Source organism: Marinitoga arctica (assembly GCF_054657315.1).
In genome coordinates this window covers 99598-119002 of the sequence record NZ_BAAHYY010000002.1, presented here as the reverse complement: position 1 = coordinate 119002, position 19405 = coordinate 99598, and the positions used below count along the sequence as shown (strand labels likewise).

The following is a 19405-nucleotide window of genomic DNA, read 5'->3' as shown; positions in this document are numbered from 1 at the left end:
TGGATACAATTTTAAATGATAACGCATTTGTTGGACATGTTTGAATACATGATCCGTCACCTATACACAAATCTTCTTGAACCCAAACATTTCCCTCAGGGGTTATTTGATATGCAGGACATCCAAAATCGCTTATGCACACATATTGATGGTCACATTTTTCTGTTACTTCAACCTTATTATTTTTATATATTCCTTTTTTCCTTTGTTCTCTTGTTAATTTTAACATACATGGATGTTTAGCTATTATAACCTTTAATCCTTTTTCTTTTTGAGCTTCTAAAACATATTCTCTTAATTTTGATTGTTGATAAGTATCCACTTCCCTAATAAACTTAACTCCTAATCCTTCAAGCATTTTCTTTATCGGTATCGCTTCTGTTGATCCATTAATATTTTTACCTATTGAAGGTAAATCTTGATGTCCAGTCATAGCAGTTGTTCCATTTTCCATTATAATTAAAGTTAAATTATGATTATTAAAAATAGAATTAATTATTCCTGGTATGCCTGCATGGAATAAAGTTGAATCACCTAAAAAAGCTACAACATTTCTTGTTTCATTAAATAATGATAATCCTGAAGCGGTTGATGTCGAATGTCCCATTGATAATAATACTTGCCCCATATTATATGGTTCTAAATATCCAAGTGTATGGCACCCAATATCAGCTACTGTAATATCAGTGTTTTTTAAAGCATATTTAATAGCATGAAACGCTGAACGATGACCGCAACCTGGACATAATTGAGGTGGCCTTGGAGATAATTGAATTTCAGGTGCTTTAATATCTAAATTTGGTAATAATGCTGGCCATGTCTTTTTTAAAATATTATAAACTTTATCCGGATTATATTCGCCAATCCAATCATCTATATCTATTTTTCCAATTATTTTACAATTTACATTATTATCAAAAGCTAACGCTTTTATATCTTTTTCAATAATATCATCTAATTCTTCTAATATTTTTACTTCTTCATGAGTTTTTAAAAATTCGACTATCTTTTCTTCTGGCAGTGGATTAACAATTCCAATTTTTAAAATATCTACTTTTTCCTCTACAAATTCCAAAACATCAAGTAATGATAAATAAGGTAATCCAGCAACAATAATGCCTTTTTTCTTGTTTCCATGACATATAAATTCATTAAATTTGGATTTATTTGATATCTCTTTAAATTTTTCTAAACGTTCTAAAGCCATTCTTTTCATTTCTAACGCTCTTGCCGCAATAGGAATATGTGGCGCATTAATATGGTCAAATTTCGGAGAATAATCATATTCTTCAATATTTAATTCTGAAAATTGCACTTTTTCTTTTGCATGACATACATGAGTAGTTAATCTCAATATAACTGGCATATGCATTTCTTTGGAAACTTTTGCTGCTTCTTTAAACATTTCATATACTTCTTTTGGTGAATTTGGTTCAAAAATTGGTATATATGATAATTTAGAAAAATGCCTATTATCTTGCTCATTTTGAGAAGAATTTGCCCCAGGATCATCTCCTAACACAATGACCATTCCACCTATTAAATCAAATAATCCTAATTGAACAAAAGAATCTGCAGCTACATTTAATCCAACACTTTTAAAAAATACAGTTGATAAATGACCATTCATTGCTGCACCAAAAGCAACCTCAGTTGCAACTTTTTCATTTACTGAGAACTCAAAATACATTGGATTTTTGTCTTTAGGAATACCTTTTATACCTTCAGCAATTTCTGGAGTAGGTGATCCTGGATATGATGTGACTACTTTTACACCAGATTCTAACATTGCCCTAACAAGAGCATGATTACCCATGACAATTTCGCTAATTGGTTCTTTTGAAATTAAAATTTCACCTAAAGTTTTCACATTATCACCCCATATTTTAATTTTAAATATTAAAAAAGGAATGGGAACCCATTCCTTTTTTAATAAAGTGGTGTAAAATTCATTTCTGTCCAATAATTTTCAGATAATTCTTTATACATATTATATAAAACTTCTCTATGTGCTTCTTCCCATTTTGCTAAATGTTCAAACAGTTTTTTTGCTTCTTCATTTTCTACACTTTCTGCTGCTTTTTTATAAAATTTCATAAAGTCATCTTCAATTAAATATGCCATTTTTACTATAGATAAATCCATCGTCATATCTTTTATTTGACCACCTGTTATTTCTTTTAGTTCCCTTTTCTGATATAAATTTTCATCATTTTCTTCAAAATAAACATCTAATTTTTTTTCTTTTTCATACTTTTCAATCAATTTTTTTATATAATCAGCATGACCTTGTTCCATTTCCACTAACATTTCAAAAATTTCTTTTAATTGGGTATTAGAAATTGTTTCTAATTTTGATTTATAAAAATCCCTACCCTCAACCTCTTTAGCCAATGCATAATTTAAAATCCCAACAATACCATCTTTCATATTATCCCCCCTTATGTTTTATTATATATCTGTAATTATATCATATTTCTATTAATTTTAAAAATTATACAAATAAAAAACATCCGTAGTTTCTAGAAACTACGGATGTTTAAATACGATTATTGAGGATATTTAACAAAACCTATTAAATAATGTTGATATGGCATAATTGGATTGTATGGAACAACCCTTACATTCCAACCATACTGACCTCTTTCTTCTACTTCAAATTCTCCTTCATATAAATAAGTATCTTTATTTACCTCTTTTATTAATTTCATATCAAATGATTTTAAAGATACGACTTTTTCATTTTCCAACTTAGCTAATACAATTTGAGTTAATATAGAATCTGGACCTATACCAGGTATATATACTTCAGCCTTTACTTCTATTTTTCCACCAGTTGAATACATAATATCTTCACTCACATTAGATAATACTTTTATCCTAATATTATCCCAATTTCTTTCCAATACTTCTACCCAATTAGCAAATTTTCTAGAAATTTTAAAATCATCTTTTATAAATTTTTCACCTAATTCTGCTGCTGTCATATATAATTTTTGTGTATATTCTTTTAACATTCTATGTGTATTAAAGAATGATGTTACTGAAATTATGGATTCTTTCATTATTTTTATCCATTCTCTTGATACCCCTAATTCTTCATTATGATCATAGTATAACGGTACAATTTCTTTTTCTAACGTATTATAAATGGACACACTATCTATTCTATCTTGTAACTCTAAATCTGTATAATCCCTTTCATCACCAATTGCCCATCCATTTTTACCATTGTATCCTTCTACCCACCAACCGTCTAACACACTAAAGTTTGGTGATCCATTCATTCCAGCTTTCTGTCCGCTTGTTCCACTAGCCTCTCTTGGCCTTCTTGGATTATTTAACCAAATATCTACACCAGCAACTAAATGTCTTGCAACGTTCATATCATAATTTTCAATAAATACTATTTTATCTTTAAATTCGGGCATTCTAGATATTTCATAAATTCTTTTAATTAATTCCTGTCCTGGTTTATCTGCAGGATGAGCTTTTCCAGCAAAAATTAATTGAACAGGTCTTTCTGGGTTATTCAATATTTTCTTTAATCTATCCAAATCCTTAAAGATCAATGTAGCTCTTTTATATGTTGCAAATCTTCTTGCAAATCCTATTGTTAAAGCGTTTGGATCTAATATTTCTTCTATTTCTTCTAATTGTTCTATAGTTTCACCATGCCTCATTCTTTGCAATTTGGTTCTTTCATGAATAAACGATATTAATTTCTTTTTCAATGATTTTCTAACATTCCACAACTCTTCATCTGGAATATTATCTATTTTTTTCCACAAATCCGGATCATCAACATTTTCATGCCAATCTTTACCTAAATAATTAGAAAATAATTCCTGTAATTCTTTCGAAATCCATGTTGTAGCATGAACACCATTTGTAACATGAGTAATAGGCACTTCAACAGCTTCCAATCCATTCCAAATACTCTTTGCCAAATCTCTTGAAACCTCTCCATGTAATTTACTTACACCATTTGCTCTTGAAGATAAGTTTAGAGCTAATGTGGTCATAGAGAATAGTTCTGAACCATCTGGTCTAATTTCTGCACCCAAATCCAAAAATTCCCTTCTAGAAGCTTTTAATTGTGGCCAATAATTTTTAAAATATTTGTCCATCAAATGAAATGGAAAAGCATCATGCCCTGCAGGAACAGGCGTATGCGTTGTAAATACTGCACTAGCCTTTGCTGCTTGAATTGCTTCTCTAAATGTTAATCCTTGTTCCTGAACAAATTCCCTTATTCTTTCTAATCCTAAAAATGCAGAATGCCCTTCATTCATATGCCATACTGAAGGATTATACCCAATAGCTCTTAATGCTCTAACACCACCGATACCCAACAATATTTCTTGCCTAATTCTCATTTCTTGATCTCCACCATATAATTGGTAAGTAATCATTCTATCTTCTGGATCGTTTTGTGGAATATCTGTATCTAAATAAATTAAATTTATCCTTCCAACTCGCAACTTCCATACTTTTGCATAAACCTTTCTATTTTCAATTTCTACTGTAATAAAAATCTCATTTCCTTCTTTATCTTTAACAGATTCTACCGGAAAATTATCAAAATCATAAGGATTGAAAATAGCTTCTTGCCAACCTTCAGAATTAATTCTTTGTTCAAAATACCCTTGTTTGTATAATAAACCAACTGCAACTAAAGGAATTCCTAAATCACTTGCAGATTTCAAATGATCACCAGCTAATACTCCTAATCCTCCAGAATAATTAGGAAATGATTCATGAAGACCATATTCCGCACAAAAATAAGCAAACTCCCCACCTTTGTATTCTATGTGCGTAGATTTAAACCATGTGTTTTCTGATTTCATATATTTATCAAATTTTTCAACTACTTGTGAGTATAATGAAACTATAGCTTGATTTTCTGCTGCGTCATTAAGTTTTTTTTGACTAACTTTTTTTAAAAATAAAACAGGGTTTCTATTTACCTCAACCCATAAACTCTCATCAATCCTCTCAAAAATCTCTTGAGCATCATAATTCCATGTCCACCAAAGGTTTTTACTTAATTCTGGTAACCTAAATAATTTTTCAGGTACTTTAGGTAATACATTTATCTTTGAAATAAAATCCATGGAAAGTCCTCCTTCCAAAATTTAATATGACAATTCATATTATACCAAAAATTATTGTTATTTTGCAATATTCTTAGAAATTTAACTTTAATTATGATTAATCGTTATTATTTGCCCTTAAAAACACAAAATTTTCTATATGAAAGGTATTAGGAAACATATCAAAGGGTTTTATATATTCAATTCTATAATATTCTTTTAATCTTGATAAATCTCTTGCTAATGTTGTGGGATCACAGGACAAATAAAAAATATTTTCAGGTTTCAATTGTAATATTTTTGTTAAAATTTCTTTTCCTAAACCATTTCTAGTAGGGTCAACTATTAATAAATTTATTTTTTTATCATAATTTTTAATAAATTCTCCAACATCAGCTTTTATAAATGATATATTTTTTAAATCATTTATATTGGCATTAGAATGTGCTGCTTTTACAGATATTCCATTACTTTCAATTCCTGTTACATGTTTAAATAAGGGTGCTAAATATACTGAAAACAATCCAACTCCTGAATATAGATCTACCAAATTTCCTGAAATCCTTTCTTTTTTAATTATATTTACAAATTCGTTCAAAATTTTTTTAGTTATATAATAATTATTTTGAAAAAATGCTGTTGGAGGGATTTGATATTCAAAACCATCAAATTCTTCTTTTATAACCCCTTCTCCTTTTAATGTTTTATAAGGTCCTCTTAAAACTATTGAATTAGATCCATTCATTACATGTATTATTGAATTTGATTTAATTTTCTCTTTAATTAATTTCTTGAAATTTTTATAATTGCTTATATATTCTGTTTTAGTAATAAAAATACTCATAATATCGTTTTTTGAAAAAGATTTTCTTAAAACAATATGTTTAAATTCTCCTTTTCTATTTTTTTGATTATATATTTTCAAATTTAATGCTTTAAAAATATTCTTAGTTTCAGAAAGTATCTTATTAAATTCCTTAGGTGCTATTAAACATTTTTTTATATCAATAATTTCATTACTATTTCTCTTTTTCAATCCTATTTTGTATTCCTCTTTATCATATGAAAAAGCAAATTCCATTTTACTCCTATAATGGATTACTTCATCAGATGGCACAGCATCCATTACAAGCCCTTCATCTAATTTTCCAATTCTTCTCATTTGTTCTTTTACAATTCCTGTTTTAATTTTTAATTGTTCATTATAGTCTAAATCTAATAGTTGGCATCCTCCACACTCCCTAAAATGTGGACATATTGGTCTATTCCTATATGGTGATTTTTCAAAATATTCTACAACTTCAGCAAAATATACATCTTTTTTGTTTCCTTTTACTCTTATTCTCACAAATTCACCAGGATATGCATGTTCAATTAAATATATTTTATTATCATATCTTGCAAAGCCGTATCCTCCATTTACTACTTTTTCTACAACAACATCGATACTTTCCATTTTAATCACCTCGTAATTAATTCTATTTTCATTATAACATATATTTTATTTTTTATTGTTTTTCTGATAAAATATAATTAGGCAATATTCTCAAAAATTAATGAATTATCATCTTTAAATTTTTGATTTTATGTTATAAATGTAATTTTTAAAATCCTTTAGCTTTTAACCTCTTTAATATTAATTCAGATAATTTTATATAATAAAATTTTACAACTATAAATGTTGATGCCCCAATTAATGGCCATATATACTCAAATATTTTTGAATTAAAAAAAGATTTATACATAAAATAGGATGATGCTACTGGTACGAGAAAAAATATAATGTGGGGTATTTTATTTTTTTTATTATATACAATACTTAATACAGGTGGCAGTAAGTATGTTGAAAAAAATATAAACCCAAAAATATCGTTTAATATTAATATTAAAAAACCTGAAGTTAAAGTTGCAATTATAAAATATTTTAAATTAGTCAATTTATATGTTAAAATTAAAGGAATCAGACTAAAAAATGCTATAAACACACCTGCGAGTGGAATAATCATTTGCGAAGTAAATAAAAGTACTGTAATTACGCTTAACATAGCTGAAAATGTTATATTTTTTACCACTTAAATTACCTCTCTTTCAATAATAATAAAATAATAATAGTTAGGAGGAACATTATGGAAAAAAAGAGATTAGAAAATTTTGAAAAAATTTTAAGAGACATATGTTTTAAAATCAAAGTAGAAGGTAGAAAAATAATTAAAAATACCGATATATCTCCTGCACAGTTTGATCTACTACAAATAATATATTTTCGTGGTCCAAAAAGAGTTACCGATATAAGCCTAACACTTGGAATAACCAAAAGTACAACTACAGGTTTAATTAAAAGACTTGAAGCCTCTGGATACCTTAGCAAAGCAAAAGATAAAAAAGATAAAAGAGTTACAACTATAACTATAACTGAAAAAGGGAAAAATGTCATTGAAAAAGTGATAAAAACACGTGTTTCGTTTATGAATAAAGTAATTCAAAAAGTTGAAAATCCTGAAACATTGATGATTCTTTTGGAACAACTTGATAACACTATAAATGAGGTGAGAAAAAATGAAAAAGAATAAAAATAAAATAGTAATGTTAATTTTTATTCTTCTCACCATTTTTTCTTTTTCTGTAAATTTAACTATTCAAGCACCCAAAGGAGCTATTGTATATTTAGATGGCCAATACACATTAACAATGAACACAACCCAGGAAACTATATCGTTGAACAAAAAAACTTATAATATAAAAATATCAAAATTTGGTTATGCCGACTATGTCTCAACTATCACTCTTGATTCTGATAAAATATTAAATGTTAAATTGACTCCTCTTGCAAGTGTAGAAATACATTCAAACTTAAATAAATTTTATATTGAATATAATGAAAAAAAATTTATAATCCAAAATGGTGATATTATAAAAATTCCTACAAATATAAATGAAATTCTTGTTTACTATGATGGTTATAAACCTCAAACAATACAATTAAATTTAACTCCTTTTGAAACAAAAAAAATTATTGTTAATTTAATTCCTTATGGAATGGTTACTTTTGAATCTACCCCAACTGCTAAACTTTATATAAATGATATATACTTGGGAGAAACTCCAATTTCAACAATATTATCATTAAATAAAAAATATAATATACATTTAGAAAAAAAGAATTATTTACCTTTGGAAAAAGAAATAATAATTACTGATGAGAATCTAGCAAAAATAAGCTTTGAACTAAAAAAAGGAATACAATTATATATTGATTCATCTCCTCAAAATGCTTTAGTAACTATTAACGGAAAAAGAATGGGATATACACCTAATACATTTACAGTTTCATCTGGAAATCTAAAAATTATTTTATCAAAAATTGGTTACATATCAAAAGAATTATCAATAAACTTAGATAAAAAAACAGAAATGAAACAATTATTTTTTGAATTATATGAAAATTCAAGAATAGTAAAGTTAAATAATTCTGAAAATATGGATTTCTATTTAGATGGAAAATACATTGGAGAAAATGTTAAATATATTGAACTAGATGGAAAGCCTCATGTTATTGAAGCTATATCAAAGACTAATGAAGATATCTTTTTCAGATATTTAATAACTAAAGATTCCCCGAAAGAATTAATATTAAATCCAAAATTATCGACTGCAGTAGAAGTATTATCGCCAACAAAATTATTAGTCTATATAGGGAATACATATACGTTTACTCCATCAACAATATTAATTGACACTATGCAAGATGAAAAAAAAATAGATGTATACTATTCAAATGTAAAAAAATCGACTATTTTAAGAAAAAATAGAACTCAAACTATATTTCTTACAAATTCTGATAAAGTTAGTGCTATTTCATTATTTTCTTCTTCAAGTTATTCTTTAATTTATATAGACGGGAAATATGTTAATAAAGGTTATGTTTTAGGGTATGTTATTAAACCCGGAACCCATAATGTTACTTTTAAATTTCAAAATGGCGAAGTTTATAATTTAGATATAAATACAAATAATTATGAACACAAAATTATATTTTTTTCAAAATCAAATTTGGTTCCTGTTAAAATTAATAGTACTAAATCTTTTGATATTTACGTTGATGATGTAAAATATAATTCTAATAACCTTGATTTAAGATTGGAGTATGGAATACATAAAATAAGCTTATACAAAGGGCAGAAAAAAGTAACTGAAAGATATATATATATATCAGATGAGGGAAAATATATAAACTTAGATAATTGGTATTAAGGGGGCTTTATAATGAAAAATTTGTCTATTTTCATTTTTCTATTATATTCTGTTTCAATAATATTTGGTGAAATAGTTGATGTAAAACCTGCTTCTCCAGTATATCCTCATGTTTATAAAACTGTAGAAGCTGGAATAATGGAAACCGATACTGAAGGTAAATTTAACGGTGCTATATCTGTTTCAAGATATGATTTAGCTATATTTGGTTCTAAACTTTTGGACTATCTAGATATGAATTATAAAAAACGTATTGAAACTTTGGATTCATCCTTAACTAAATTGGAAACCGAAAAATTACCTGATAGAGTTTATACAATGGAAAATTTTATCTTTTCGTTAGATGCAGATTATAAAACCACCAAAGATGCTGTACTTGAATTATCTTCGAAGGTTAAAAATTTAGAAAATGCTATAACAATAAATTCAACAGATTCAAATAACCCTATTTTTAATGTAATTGCTCAAAATGCTTATATTGTTGCAGAAGAAAAAGCCGTAGAAAAAATAAATGAATTATATGAAACTACTTTAGCTTCTATTGTTATATTTAGCGATAGAATGAATGATTTTGAAACAGCTGTAGAGGAAGTTTTAAATCAATTTGCAAAAACCAAGGAATATATGACAAATACTTTAGATGATTATCTAACTAGAGAAAAAAACAACTATAAATCATATATAGATGGATTGTTTAATAAAGAAAAAGAGGGATTAAAATTATATATTACAAACGAAGTTTCAGCACAAATGCGATGGAAGAAAGAAAGCGAAAATGCTACAATCACTCAATTAATAAATGAAATAAACAATTTAAAAAACGAAATATCTTATTCAACTGAATATATTGACAATATAATTCAGCAAAAATTTGATTTACAGGTCAAACCTTTAATAAATTTGACGACAAAAATACCTGAATTAGACAACCAAATAAAAGAATTAAGCGATAAAATAATTCAATTAGAAACATCAGGAGTCACTGTAACTGACTATTCAACCATTTCAAATGACTCTTTACTCTTAAAAAAACTTCAAACCCTAGAAAATAAAGTAAACTTGACAGATTCATTGATGATTAAAATAGATGAATTAGAAAAAATTATAAATTCCTATTCAAACATATTGTCTGATTCTTCAAATAGATTGAATACTCTTGATAAAAAATTTTTAGACATTCAAAAAGAATTTAGCAATATAAAAACGTCTACTCAAGTTGAATTACCGAAAGAATTATTAGATAGATTATCTATATTAGAAGAAAAAGTCAACAACATGGCACAACTTCAAAATGCAGCAGATGAAATTAATTCCTTTAATCAAAAATTACATGAATATGATCAAAGAATCGCTCTTTTAGAAGGTGCTGCATTTGATAAAAAAAGTGAAAGCATTTCTAATTTATTTACTAAATTAGATCAAATTGAAGCTAGAATAAATACAAATGATTATGCTGTATCAAATTTAACAGAACAAGTTTTAAATATGGCAAAGGATTTTGATGAATTCAAAAATGCTATAAATGAAAATGGGATCGAAGATATAAGTAGTTTTTTTAAAAAGTTGAATACAGCTTTACCAAAGCTTTCAACAATAGATGAATTTAGTATGAAAAACTTGCAAGAAAATGTTTTAACAAACACTAAATCATTATATGAACTAAAAAGTATTATTGATAAAGAAACCTTAAAAATAAATACTTTTGAAAACAGATTAAAAGCTTTAGAAGGGTCTATATATAATTTAAAAAACTTACCTGCAAATAATCAAGATACTTTAAAAGAAATAATAAATGAAATGGTTTCACAATCCATTATAAACAAATCAGATGAGATTAGAGATTACGTGTATATGCAAATAAAAGATGATTTAATCAAAGACAATATGAAATCGCTTGAATCTATATTAGTGAGATTGAATAATGTAGAACAAAAAGTAGATAATATAACAGACATGTCTTATCTTGATGAAAAAGTAATTTCTATGGAAAAAGAAATTACAAATATAAAATCACAAAATAATAGAATTAATAATGAGTTATTAGAATTAAAAACTGATCAATCAGTTTCAACTAATCTAAGTTCAAAAATTGAAGAACTTGAAAAAAGGATCAATAATCAGAATATTTTAAACAATATTATATACGGTCTAATAGGCGGAATAGTTGGTGGATTAGCCGTTTTCGTAGTTATGGGAGGTATGTAATGGAATATGGTCTTGCTTTAGGTAGCGGTGGAATTAGAGGCATGGCTCATATAGCTTTATTGGAATATTTAGAAAATAAATATAATCAAATACCTACAGCCATCACTGGCTGTAGTGCTGGGTCTATTATTGGTGCTTTATATGCATTAGAACCCAATAGTAAATTAATTATGAAAAAATTAAAATTTATAATTAATCATTCATCTAAAGAAGTTAGCTATATAAAAAAGAATTTAGAAAATAAAATAACAGGATTTGCTAAATTATTATCTTCAACCGGTATTTTGAATAATGATTTATTGTTTAATTTATTAAAATCATTGTTCTATAAAAAAAGATTTTCAGACTGTAAAATACCTTTTGGAGTGGTATCTTTAGATTTAGATTCTGAAAATATAGAAGAAATTACTGAAGGATATATATTAGATGCAGTAATGGCCTCTTCCAATGTTCCTGCCGCATTTACACCTAAACTTATGGGGGGAATGAGATTGATAGATGGTGGGGTATTAGAAGAAGTGCCCATTGAATTATGTAGAAAACTTGGTGCTAATTATGTAATAGCTTCACATATTCCTCAAAATATTAAAAAATTCAGTGATGGATTGGAATATATTAACTATATTTCTTCTATTAGTGGAGAATATATAACTCAATATTCACTAGAAAAAGCTGATGAATTATATATTTTTGATTCTATATATGAATGGTTTGAATTCGACAAATACCAAGAAATATATTATGAAGCAAAAATGAAATTAGGTGAATTATATGAAAGAAATTAAAATTGGTTCAGGAGATTTTAAATATGGATTGTATTGGAATTCTGGCGTAATTACTGAATTTTTAAATTATAATATACCTATTTTTATTAGAGCTTCTGGAATAAGCACTCTAATGATTTTTTTTATATCAAAATATAAAAAAAATTTTTTCGGAAAAATGATAGCCTTTATAAAAAATTCTAAAATATTAAGCAGGTATTTTTTTAAAGATAAAATATATGAAAACTTATATAATCAGGCTCTAACGTTATGGAAATTAAATAAAAAAAAGCAATTCGAATTTGAATCTCATAAAGAATTAAAAAAAGAACTTTATGATTATTTTGGTAATATAAAGTTAAAAGATTTAGGAGATTTTTTTCAAATAGAAACTTATGATGTTTTAAATAAAAATATTTATAATTTTAATTATAATGAATTTTATGTAGATGCTTTATTATCTTCATTTTCTTCACCACCTTTTTTTAAATACTATGAATATAATAAAATGTATTTAGTTCCAACAGCTGAAATTTCATTAAGCCCATTATATATTGATGATTTAGATATAATAACATCTTTAGAATGTTCATTAAAATTACCAAATCCCAAAAATGGGGCTGAAATCTTATTATATTCCTTTTTCTTGAGAAAAAAGAAATTATTTGATATAATTACCAAAGAAAAAGAAATATTATCTCCACTAAAAATATCTTTTGAATCGTTAAGTGGAGCTTCATTTAATAATGCAAAAAAAATGACTCAGTTATGGATAAACAAAAAAATGAGGTGATTATGATGATTATTAAAAAAATATTTATATTATTATTTATATTATTATCTTTAATTATATTCTCTTCTACTATTCACGTAAGTGCAATTTCAGTAAAAGGTGGAGATAATTATTATGTTTTACAAAATAATGTTCATGTAACAAAAGATACATTAGAGGTGTTAACTAATTTAGCTACAGTTACCCTTATAAATGATGAATGGAGAGATTTAGAATCTGAAGGTACTATAAAAATAAATACAGATACTATGGAGGCTACATCACTTTTTTTAAATTATGATTTAAAAACTGATACTGGTACACTAAAAGGAAATGTTGAAACAAAAATTATTCTAAAAGAAGAGAATAAAATTATATTTATATATTGTGATATTATTGATTTTGATAATAAAAACAAAACATATTCAGGTAAAATGACAAATAGCGAAAATTTAGTTAAAATTATTAAAGATGATTATTTAATTTACGCAAAATCTTTTAAATATGACGAAAATACAAAAATTTTAATATTAAAAGATAGTGTAAATATAAAAAATAAAAAGAAAAAAATTGATATGCGATCTACACAAGCAACATTCAAAACTGATAAAAATGAAATATCCGCACAAAAAGTAAAATTAACTCTTGAAATAGAAAATAAGGAGGAAAACAAATGATAGATATTAAATTAATTAGAAAAAACCCAGAGATAGTTATAGATGCATTAAAAAAGAGAAATCATGAAACAGATTTAGTTAATCAAATAATAGAATTAGATGAAAAGAAAAGATTAATACAAAAAAAAGTTGAGGAATTAAGAGCGAAAAGAAATTCTTATTCAAAACAAGTTGCAAAATTAAAAGCTGTTGGGAATGAGAGTGAATTTAAAAAAGTGATGGAAGAATCAAAAGAGGTTGGAAATAAAATAAAAGAATTACAAATTCAAATGAAAGATATAGAAGATAAAATTCATATAAAATTATTATATATACCTAATATTCCTGATAAAAGTGTTCCTGTTGGAAAATCAGAAGATAATAATGTTGAAATAAGAAAATGGGGAAACCCTAAAGATTTTGGTTTCGAACCAAAAGCTCATTGGGATTTAGGACCTGAATTGGGAATGCTAGATTTTGAAAGAGCTTCAAAATTAAGTGGCTCAAGATTTTCTATTTTAAAAGCTCAGTTAGCCAAATTAGAAAGAGCATTAATAAATTTTATGTTAGATGTTCACACTAAAGAGCATGGTTATATTGAAATAGCTCCTCCACATTTAGTGAAAAGAGAAACCATGTTAGGAACAGGTCAATTACCAAAATTTGAGGAGGATGCTTATAACACAAAAGAAGATGACCTCTTTTTAATCCCTACTGCTGAAGTCACATTAGCAGGAATGCATCAAAACGAAACTTTGAACTTTAAAGAATTGCCATTAAAGTATGTTGCATATACTCCATGTTATAGAAGAGAAGCAGGGAGTTATGGAAAAGATGTTAGAGGGATGATTAGACAACATCAATTTGATAAAGTTGAATTATTTTGGTATACAACTCCAGATAATTCAGAAAAAGCTTTAGAGGAATTAACCTTCCATGCAGAAAGAATATTACAATTATTAGAGTTACCATATAGAGTTATTACTTTATGTACAGGTGATCTCGGATTTGGCGCTGCTAAAACTTATGATCTTGAAGTATGGCTGCCAAGCTATAACGCATATAAAGAAATTTCTTCTTGTAGTAATGTTAAAGATTTTCAAGCAAGAAGAGGAAATACTAGATATAGAACAAGGGAAAATAAAATGGAATATGTACATACATTAAATGGTTCAGGTTTAGCTGTTGGAAGAACTCTTGTAGCTATAATAGAAAATTATCAATTGCCTGATGGTAAAATACAAGTTCCAAAGGTCTTAATTCCTTATATGGGTGTGGAGGTCATTGGTTAATGCCAAATGCTTTTTATGGTATTGTTGAAAACGATAAAATTTATCTTGATAAAAATGAAACTGCCCATTTAAAAATAGTGAGATTATCTGAAAGTGATGAAATTAAAGTTTTTGATGGAAATGGTTATATATACCATTGTAAAATTGAAAAAATAAAAAAAAATCAAACAATTTGTACAATTAATTCAAAAGAAAAGTATATGAAAACCTTCAAACCTGAAATTGATTTCTACATAGGTGCAAGTAAATTTGATAGAATAAAAATCTTAATTGAAAAATTGGTTGAGTTAAGAATAAATAATATTTACTTGTTTCATGGTCAAAAGTCTCAATTAAAGTATAAATCTTTAGATAAATTTCAAAAAATTATCATTGAAAGTTCTAAACAATCCGAAAATCCTATTTTCCCTAACATTAGTTTTTTTAACTTTAATAATTTACATTTAATAAATAATCCTATTCTTTTAGATTTAACAGCCACCAAGACATTAAAAGATGCACTAGATAAAAATAATACTAGCAAAAAACTCTCTATTATTCTTGGTCCTGATATGGGATTTTCTAAAGACGAATTACTTAATTTACCCGATACCATATTTAGAGTAAATTTAGGTAATACTATTATGAGATTTGAAACAGCTGGTATATATACAATGAGTATTATAAATTATTACTACGATAGGTTATATTAAGAACTTTTTCCTCTTTTTTAAGTCAAAAAATATAGACTAAACAGGGAGGGGAAAGCATGATGAAATCATATGTTAAATTTTACGAAGAAACAAAAAAAGAATATCATGACATGTTAAACCATGCAAAAAGACCTCAAGATGTTGTAGACACTTTCGCTAAATACACATTAAATTTTTTAATAAAAGCTTTTCCAGAGCGAATTACCGATGAACATTTGAATTATATCGTTTTTGATGAAGAAATAGAGGATGGTTACTATTTTGAAGAACCTTTAATGAACATTTTAAAAGAAGAATTTGAAAACTCTGATTTACCTTCAATATTAAAGAAAAAAGCTAAAGAAGCCAAAGACAGATATTTGCACATAGTAAATGATAATGATAGAACTGAAACTTTTAGATTATCAAATAGTTCAAGAAGTTATTAATATAATTATAAAGCATATTAAATAAGCGCGGATTAACCGCGCTTATCTTTTTAAATATATATATATTAAATTTACTTTCCTATTAACCTTTAAATTGACCTGCAAAATGACAAGCAACTTGATGCCCATTTTCTAATTCTACTAGTGGAGGTTCTTTTTTTGAACATATGTCCTTAGCAATAGGACATCTTGGATGGAATCTACAACCACTTGGTGGATTAATTGGACTAGGAACATCTCCCTGTAAAATAATTCTCTTTTTCTTGTATTCTGGATCAGGTATTGGAATAGCAGACATTAATGAAACTGTATATGGATGTAATGGATTAGCAAATAAATCTTTTTTATCAGCTAATTCTACTATTTTTCCAAGATACATAACAGCAACTCTATCAGAAATATGCTTAACAACGGCTAAATCATGAGCTATAAATACATATGTCAATTTAAATTCATTTTGTAAGTCTTCTAATAAATTTATAACCTGCGATTGAATAGAAACATCTAGTGCAGAAACGGCTTCATCTGCAACAATTAATTTTGGATTTAATGCTAAAGCTCTAGCAATACCGATTCTTTGTCTTTGCCCTCCAGAAAATTCATGTGGGAATCTGTAAATGTATTCTGAAGATAATCCAACCTTTTCCAATAAGTCCTTTACTTTTTCTGTTGCTTCTGCTCCATTTTTTACTAAACCATGTGTAAATAATCCTTCTGCAATTATACTTCTTATTCTCAATCTTGGGTTTAGCGATGAATATGGATCCTGGAATATTATTTGCATATTTCTTCTAAACCATTTTCTTTTCTCGTTTAAATTTGACAACATTTCATTATGTAATCCGTTATATCCTTTTTCAAAGTATATATTTGCATATTTTTTATCTAATTCATCCTTAAGATTTTTTATTACTTCTTCTTCACTACCATATTTATTCTTTAATTCATTAAATCTATCAATATACGTTTCATTAATATATTTATGAACTCTTGTTTTTGGCAAAAATAAAGGTGTTGTATCTAAACCATCAACAACTATTCTTCCTGCTGTAGGATTTAATAACCTTAATATAGTCATACCTGTTGTACTTTTACCACAACCTGATTCTCCAACTAATCCAATGGTTTCTCCTTCAAAAACTTTAAATGAAACATCGTCTACTGCTTGAACATGAGCTACTACTTTTTTAAATACACCTGCTCTTACAGGAAAATATTTTTTTAAATTGTCTACTTGCAATAATATTTTTTTATCTTGAGACATTATTTTTCACCTACCCTTGATTTCTCTACTTCTTTAACCAATTCATCAATATAAAAACATCTTGAAAAATGCCCTTCTTCTACCTCAATTAATTCAGGCATTTCATCTTTACATCTGTCTTTAGCTAAGAAACATCTATTAGAAAATCCACAACCTTTTGGAAATTTTCTAGGGTTAGGAACTGTTCCGGGTATAGACATTAATCTATCCACTTCTTCATTTAATTTTGGTATTGATTGCATTAATCCCCAAGTATATGGATTTTTTGGCCTTTTAAATATAGATACTATATCGCCATATTCTACAATCTTACCAGCATACATAACAGCTGCTTTATCAGCCATTTCAGCAACAACCCCTAAATCATGAGTTATAAATATTATCGCCATTCCATATTCTTTTTGTAACTCTTTCATTAAATCCAAAATTTGCGCTTGAATAGTAACATCAAGAGCTGTCGTAGGTTCGTCAGCGATTAAAACTTTTGGATTACAAGATAAGGCCATAGCTATCATGGCTCTCTGCCTCATACCACCAGATAATTCGTGTGGATACTGATCTACACGTTTTTCAGGCTCAGGAATACCTACTTTTCTCAATAAATCTATAGCTCTTTCTCTAGCTTCTTTTTCATTCATTCCCATATGAAGCATTATCATTTCAATAATTTGATCTCCAACTGTAAACACAGGATTCAACGCTGTCATAGGTTCTTGGAAAATCATTGCTATTTCTTTTCCTCTTATATGTCTCATATCATCTTCAGGTATTTTTGATATATCTTGACCTTTGTAAATTATTTCACCGTCTGCTATTCTTCCATTTTCGTCTAATAATCTCATAATACTTAAAGAAGTAACTGATTTACCAGATCCGGATTCACCAACTATAGCAATTGTTTCGCCTTCATAAACATCAAAGGATACTCCTCTAACTGCTCTAACTTCACCATCTTCAGTACTAAAATATGTATGTAAATTATTTACTTTTAATATTGGTTCTTTCATTATTTGCCTCCTTCCTAACCACGTAGTTTCGGATCAAAGATATCTCTGAGTGCATCGCCAACTAAATTCCATGCTAAAACAAATAATACCATAGCTGTACCTGGGAACATAACAGTATACCAGTACTGGAATGCTCCACCAGTACCGCCTAATATCCAGTTTCTTGCATAATTAAGTATTGATCCCCAATCAGCATATCCTTGAGGTGCTCCTACTCCCAAGAAACTTAAAACGGCTGCTGTAATAACCATAGAACCAATCCTCATAGAAGCTTGAATTAATACAGGGAATATAGTATTTGGTAATATATGTTTAACGATTATTTTTGAATCTCTTACACCTAAGGCTTTAGCAGCTAATACATATTGATCATTTTTAGCTTGTAAAATATTACCTCTGATTAATCTCGCTGAACCCATCCAACCGAAAACAATCATAGCAATCATAACTTTATCTAATCCTGTACCTAAAACTGTAGTTAAAACCATAGCAGATAACATAAATGGAATTGACATGAAAATATCTGTAATTCTCATTAATACTTCATCAACCCATCCACCAAAATAAGCTGAAATAGAACCAACTACTAAACCTATAGCTGTAGCACTTAATACTACAATTAAACCTATTTTAAATCCCGTTCTAGTACCCCAAACTACACCATAGTATATATCTCTTCCATTGCTAATACCAAACGGATGTTCTTTTGATGGAGGCTGAGGTGTATTTTCGTATGTAACAATAGGCATAACGTATGGATCATAATTTAAATCTTTAATATAATTTTCTTTTAAATCTTTAAAATACTTTTTAGCAGCTGGTAAAAATTCTTCCACTGAATTATTTTTTGAATTAATTTCTTCTAATTCTTCTTTCATTTTTTCAGCATTTTTTGCTTTTGCTAAAAATGCTTCGATTCCAGATTCTAAATCTTTTAAAGCTTCATTAAGTTTTTTTGAATCATTTAGATTATCTTGT

Annotated in this window: 16 protein-coding genes and 1 pseudogene; 9 read left to right on the top strand and 8 right to left on the bottom strand. The window is 27.2% G+C overall.

The genetic code is table 11. The annotated features are described in order from the left end of the window. From ACYQ44_RS01260 to ACYQ44_RS01240, 5 genes are all read right to left on the bottom strand, one after another. Positions 1-1870, bottom strand: a 1870-nt coding sequence (locus ACYQ44_RS01260) for a thiamine pyrophosphate-dependent enzyme (RefSeq protein WP_459994661.1), incomplete at its 3' end; no start/stop codon positions are given. A 59-nt stretch (positions 1871-1929) separates the two neighbouring features. Further along, on the bottom strand, positions 1930-2430 hold the full coding sequence (locus tag ACYQ44_RS01255) for a ferritin family protein (RefSeq protein WP_459994660.1): 501 nt from the start codon (positions 2428-2430) through the stop codon (positions 1930-1932). A gap of 119 nt (positions 2431-2549) precedes the next feature. Next, on the bottom strand, positions 2550-5117 hold the full coding sequence (gene glgP, locus ACYQ44_RS01250) for an alpha-glucan family phosphorylase (protein ID WP_459994659.1): 2568 nt from the start codon (positions 5115-5117) through the stop codon (positions 2550-2552). A gap of 97 nt (positions 5118-5214) precedes the next feature. Next, positions 5215-6552, bottom strand: coding sequence for a 23S rRNA (uracil(1939)-C(5))-methyltransferase RlmD (gene rlmD, locus ACYQ44_RS01245; protein WP_459994658.1), 1338 nt, complete (start codon positions 6550-6552; stop codon positions 5215-5217). A 148-nt stretch (positions 6553-6700) separates the two neighbouring features. Continuing rightward, on the bottom strand, positions 6701-7168 hold the full coding sequence (locus ACYQ44_RS01240; protein ID WP_459994657.1) for a YybS family protein: 468 nt from the start codon (positions 7166-7168) through the stop codon (positions 6701-6703). A gap of 54 nt (positions 7169-7222) precedes the next feature. Between ACYQ44_RS01240 and ACYQ44_RS01235 the strand changes: the two genes are divergently transcribed. The 9 genes from ACYQ44_RS01235 to ACYQ44_RS01195 are packed head-to-tail and all read left to right on the top strand — an operon-like array spanning position 7223 to position 16156. Continuing rightward, positions 7223-7666 (top strand): MarR family winged helix-turn-helix transcriptional regulator, encoded by a 444-nt coding sequence (locus ACYQ44_RS01235; RefSeq protein ID WP_459994656.1) that lies wholly within the window; start codon positions 7223-7225, stop codon positions 7664-7666. Beyond that, positions 7653-9347: a PEGA domain-containing protein gene (locus ACYQ44_RS01230; RefSeq protein ID WP_459994655.1), complete on the top strand. Its 1695-nt coding sequence runs from the start codon at positions 7653-7655 to the stop codon at positions 9345-9347. The genes ACYQ44_RS01235 and ACYQ44_RS01230 overlap by 14 nt, the downstream gene beginning before the upstream one ends. Positions 9348-9359: 12 nt before the next feature. Then, on the top strand, positions 9360-11552 hold the full coding sequence (locus ACYQ44_RS01225; RefSeq protein WP_459994654.1) for a hypothetical protein: 2193 nt from the start codon (positions 9360-9362) through the stop codon (positions 11550-11552). Then, positions 11552-12337, top strand: a complete 786-nt coding sequence (locus ACYQ44_RS01220) for a patatin-like phospholipase family protein (protein ID WP_459994653.1) — start codon at positions 11552-11554, stop codon at positions 12335-12337. The genes ACYQ44_RS01225 and ACYQ44_RS01220 overlap by 1 nt, the downstream gene beginning before the upstream one ends. Next, positions 12324-13109 (top strand): hypothetical protein, encoded by a 786-nt coding sequence (locus ACYQ44_RS01215; RefSeq protein WP_459994652.1) that lies wholly within the window; start codon positions 12324-12326, stop codon positions 13107-13109. Before ACYQ44_RS01220 ends, ACYQ44_RS01215 begins: the two co-directional genes overlap by 14 nt. Before the next feature lie 5 nt (positions 13110-13114). Next, positions 13115-13765 carry an LptA/OstA family protein gene (locus tag ACYQ44_RS01210; protein ID WP_459994651.1) on the top strand — a complete coding sequence of 217 codons (651 nt, stop codon included), beginning with the start codon at positions 13115-13117 and terminating at the stop codon, positions 13763-13765. Further along, positions 13762-15036 (top strand): serine--tRNA ligase, encoded by a 1275-nt coding sequence (gene serS / locus ACYQ44_RS01205; RefSeq protein WP_459994650.1) that lies wholly within the window; start codon positions 13762-13764, stop codon positions 15034-15036. Before ACYQ44_RS01210 ends, serS begins: the two co-directional genes overlap by 4 nt. Beyond that, entirely contained in the window at positions 15036-15728 is a 693-nt protein-coding gene (locus tag ACYQ44_RS01200) for a 16S rRNA (uracil(1498)-N(3))-methyltransferase (protein ID WP_459994649.1), read from the top strand. The genes serS and ACYQ44_RS01200 overlap by 1 nt, the downstream gene beginning before the upstream one ends. A 56-nt stretch (positions 15729-15784) precedes the next feature. Next, entirely contained in the window at positions 15785-16156 is a 372-nt protein-coding gene (locus ACYQ44_RS01195; RefSeq protein ID WP_459994648.1) for a hypothetical protein, read from the top strand. Between the two features lie 82 nt (positions 16157-16238). On the opposite strand, the gene ACYQ44_RS01190 is transcribed toward ACYQ44_RS01195, so the two are convergent. The 3 genes and pseudogenes from ACYQ44_RS01190 to ACYQ44_RS01180 form a co-directional block, all read right to left on the bottom strand. Then, entirely contained in the window at positions 16239-17420 is a 1182-nt protein-coding gene (locus ACYQ44_RS01190) for an ABC transporter ATP-binding protein (protein WP_459994647.1), read from the bottom strand. Further along, the gene (locus ACYQ44_RS01185) at positions 17420-18427 is read right to left on the bottom strand and encodes an ABC transporter ATP-binding protein (protein WP_459994646.1); all 1008 of its coding nucleotides are present in this window, start codon (positions 18425-18427) and stop codon (positions 17420-17422) included. The genes ACYQ44_RS01190 and ACYQ44_RS01185 overlap by 1 nt, the downstream gene beginning before the upstream one ends. A gap of 14 nt (positions 18428-18441) precedes the next feature. Further along, positions 18442-19188, bottom strand: a pseudogene (locus tag ACYQ44_RS01180) (ABC transporter permease); the annotation flags it as partial. Positions 19189-19405 lie beyond the last annotated feature (217 nt).

Bases quoted from the DNA above. Each gene is read 5' to 3' on its own strand.
- ACYQ44_RS01255 (WP_459994660.1), bottom strand. From the start codon at position 2,430: ATGAAAGATGGTATTGTTGGGATTTTAAATTATGCATTGGCTAAAGAG.
- glgP (WP_459994659.1), bottom strand. From the start codon at position 5,117: ATGGATTTTATTTCAAAGATAAATGTATTACCTAAAGTACCTGAAAAA.
- ACYQ44_RS01195 (WP_459994648.1), top strand. From the start codon at position 15,785: ATGATGAAATCATATGTTAAATTTTACGAAGAAACAAAAAAAGAATAT.
- serS (WP_459994650.1), top strand. From the start codon at position 13,762: ATGATAGATATTAAATTAATTAGAAAAAACCCAGAGATAGTTATAGAT.
- ACYQ44_RS01190 (WP_459994647.1), bottom strand. From the start codon at position 17,420: ATGTCTCAAGATAAAAAAATATTATTGCAAGTAGACAATTTAAAAAAA.
- ACYQ44_RS01200 (WP_459994649.1), top strand. From the start codon at position 15,036: ATGCCAAATGCTTTTTATGGTATTGTTGAAAACGATAAAATTTATCTT.
- ACYQ44_RS01210 (WP_459994651.1), top strand. From the start codon at position 13,115: ATGATTATTAAAAAAATATTTATATTATTATTTATATTATTATCTTTA.
- rlmD (WP_459994658.1), bottom strand. From the start codon at position 6,552: ATGGAAAGTATCGATGTTGTTGTAGAAAAAGTAGTAAATGGAGGATAC.
- ACYQ44_RS01220 (WP_459994653.1), top strand. From the start codon at position 11,552: ATGGAATATGGTCTTGCTTTAGGTAGCGGTGGAATTAGAGGCATGGCT.
- ACYQ44_RS01225 (WP_459994654.1), top strand. From the start codon at position 9,360: ATGAAAAATTTGTCTATTTTCATTTTTCTATTATATTCTGTTTCAATA.
- ACYQ44_RS01215 (WP_459994652.1), top strand. From the start codon at position 12,324: ATGAAAGAAATTAAAATTGGTTCAGGAGATTTTAAATATGGATTGTAT.
- ACYQ44_RS01185 (WP_459994646.1), bottom strand. From the start codon at position 18,427: ATGAAAGAACCAATATTAAAAGTAAATAATTTACATACATATTTTAGT.
- ACYQ44_RS01230 (WP_459994655.1), top strand. From the start codon at position 7,653: ATGAAAAAGAATAAAAATAAAATAGTAATGTTAATTTTTATTCTTCTC.
- ACYQ44_RS01235 (WP_459994656.1), top strand. From the start codon at position 7,223: ATGGAAAAAAAGAGATTAGAAAATTTTGAAAAAATTTTAAGAGACATA.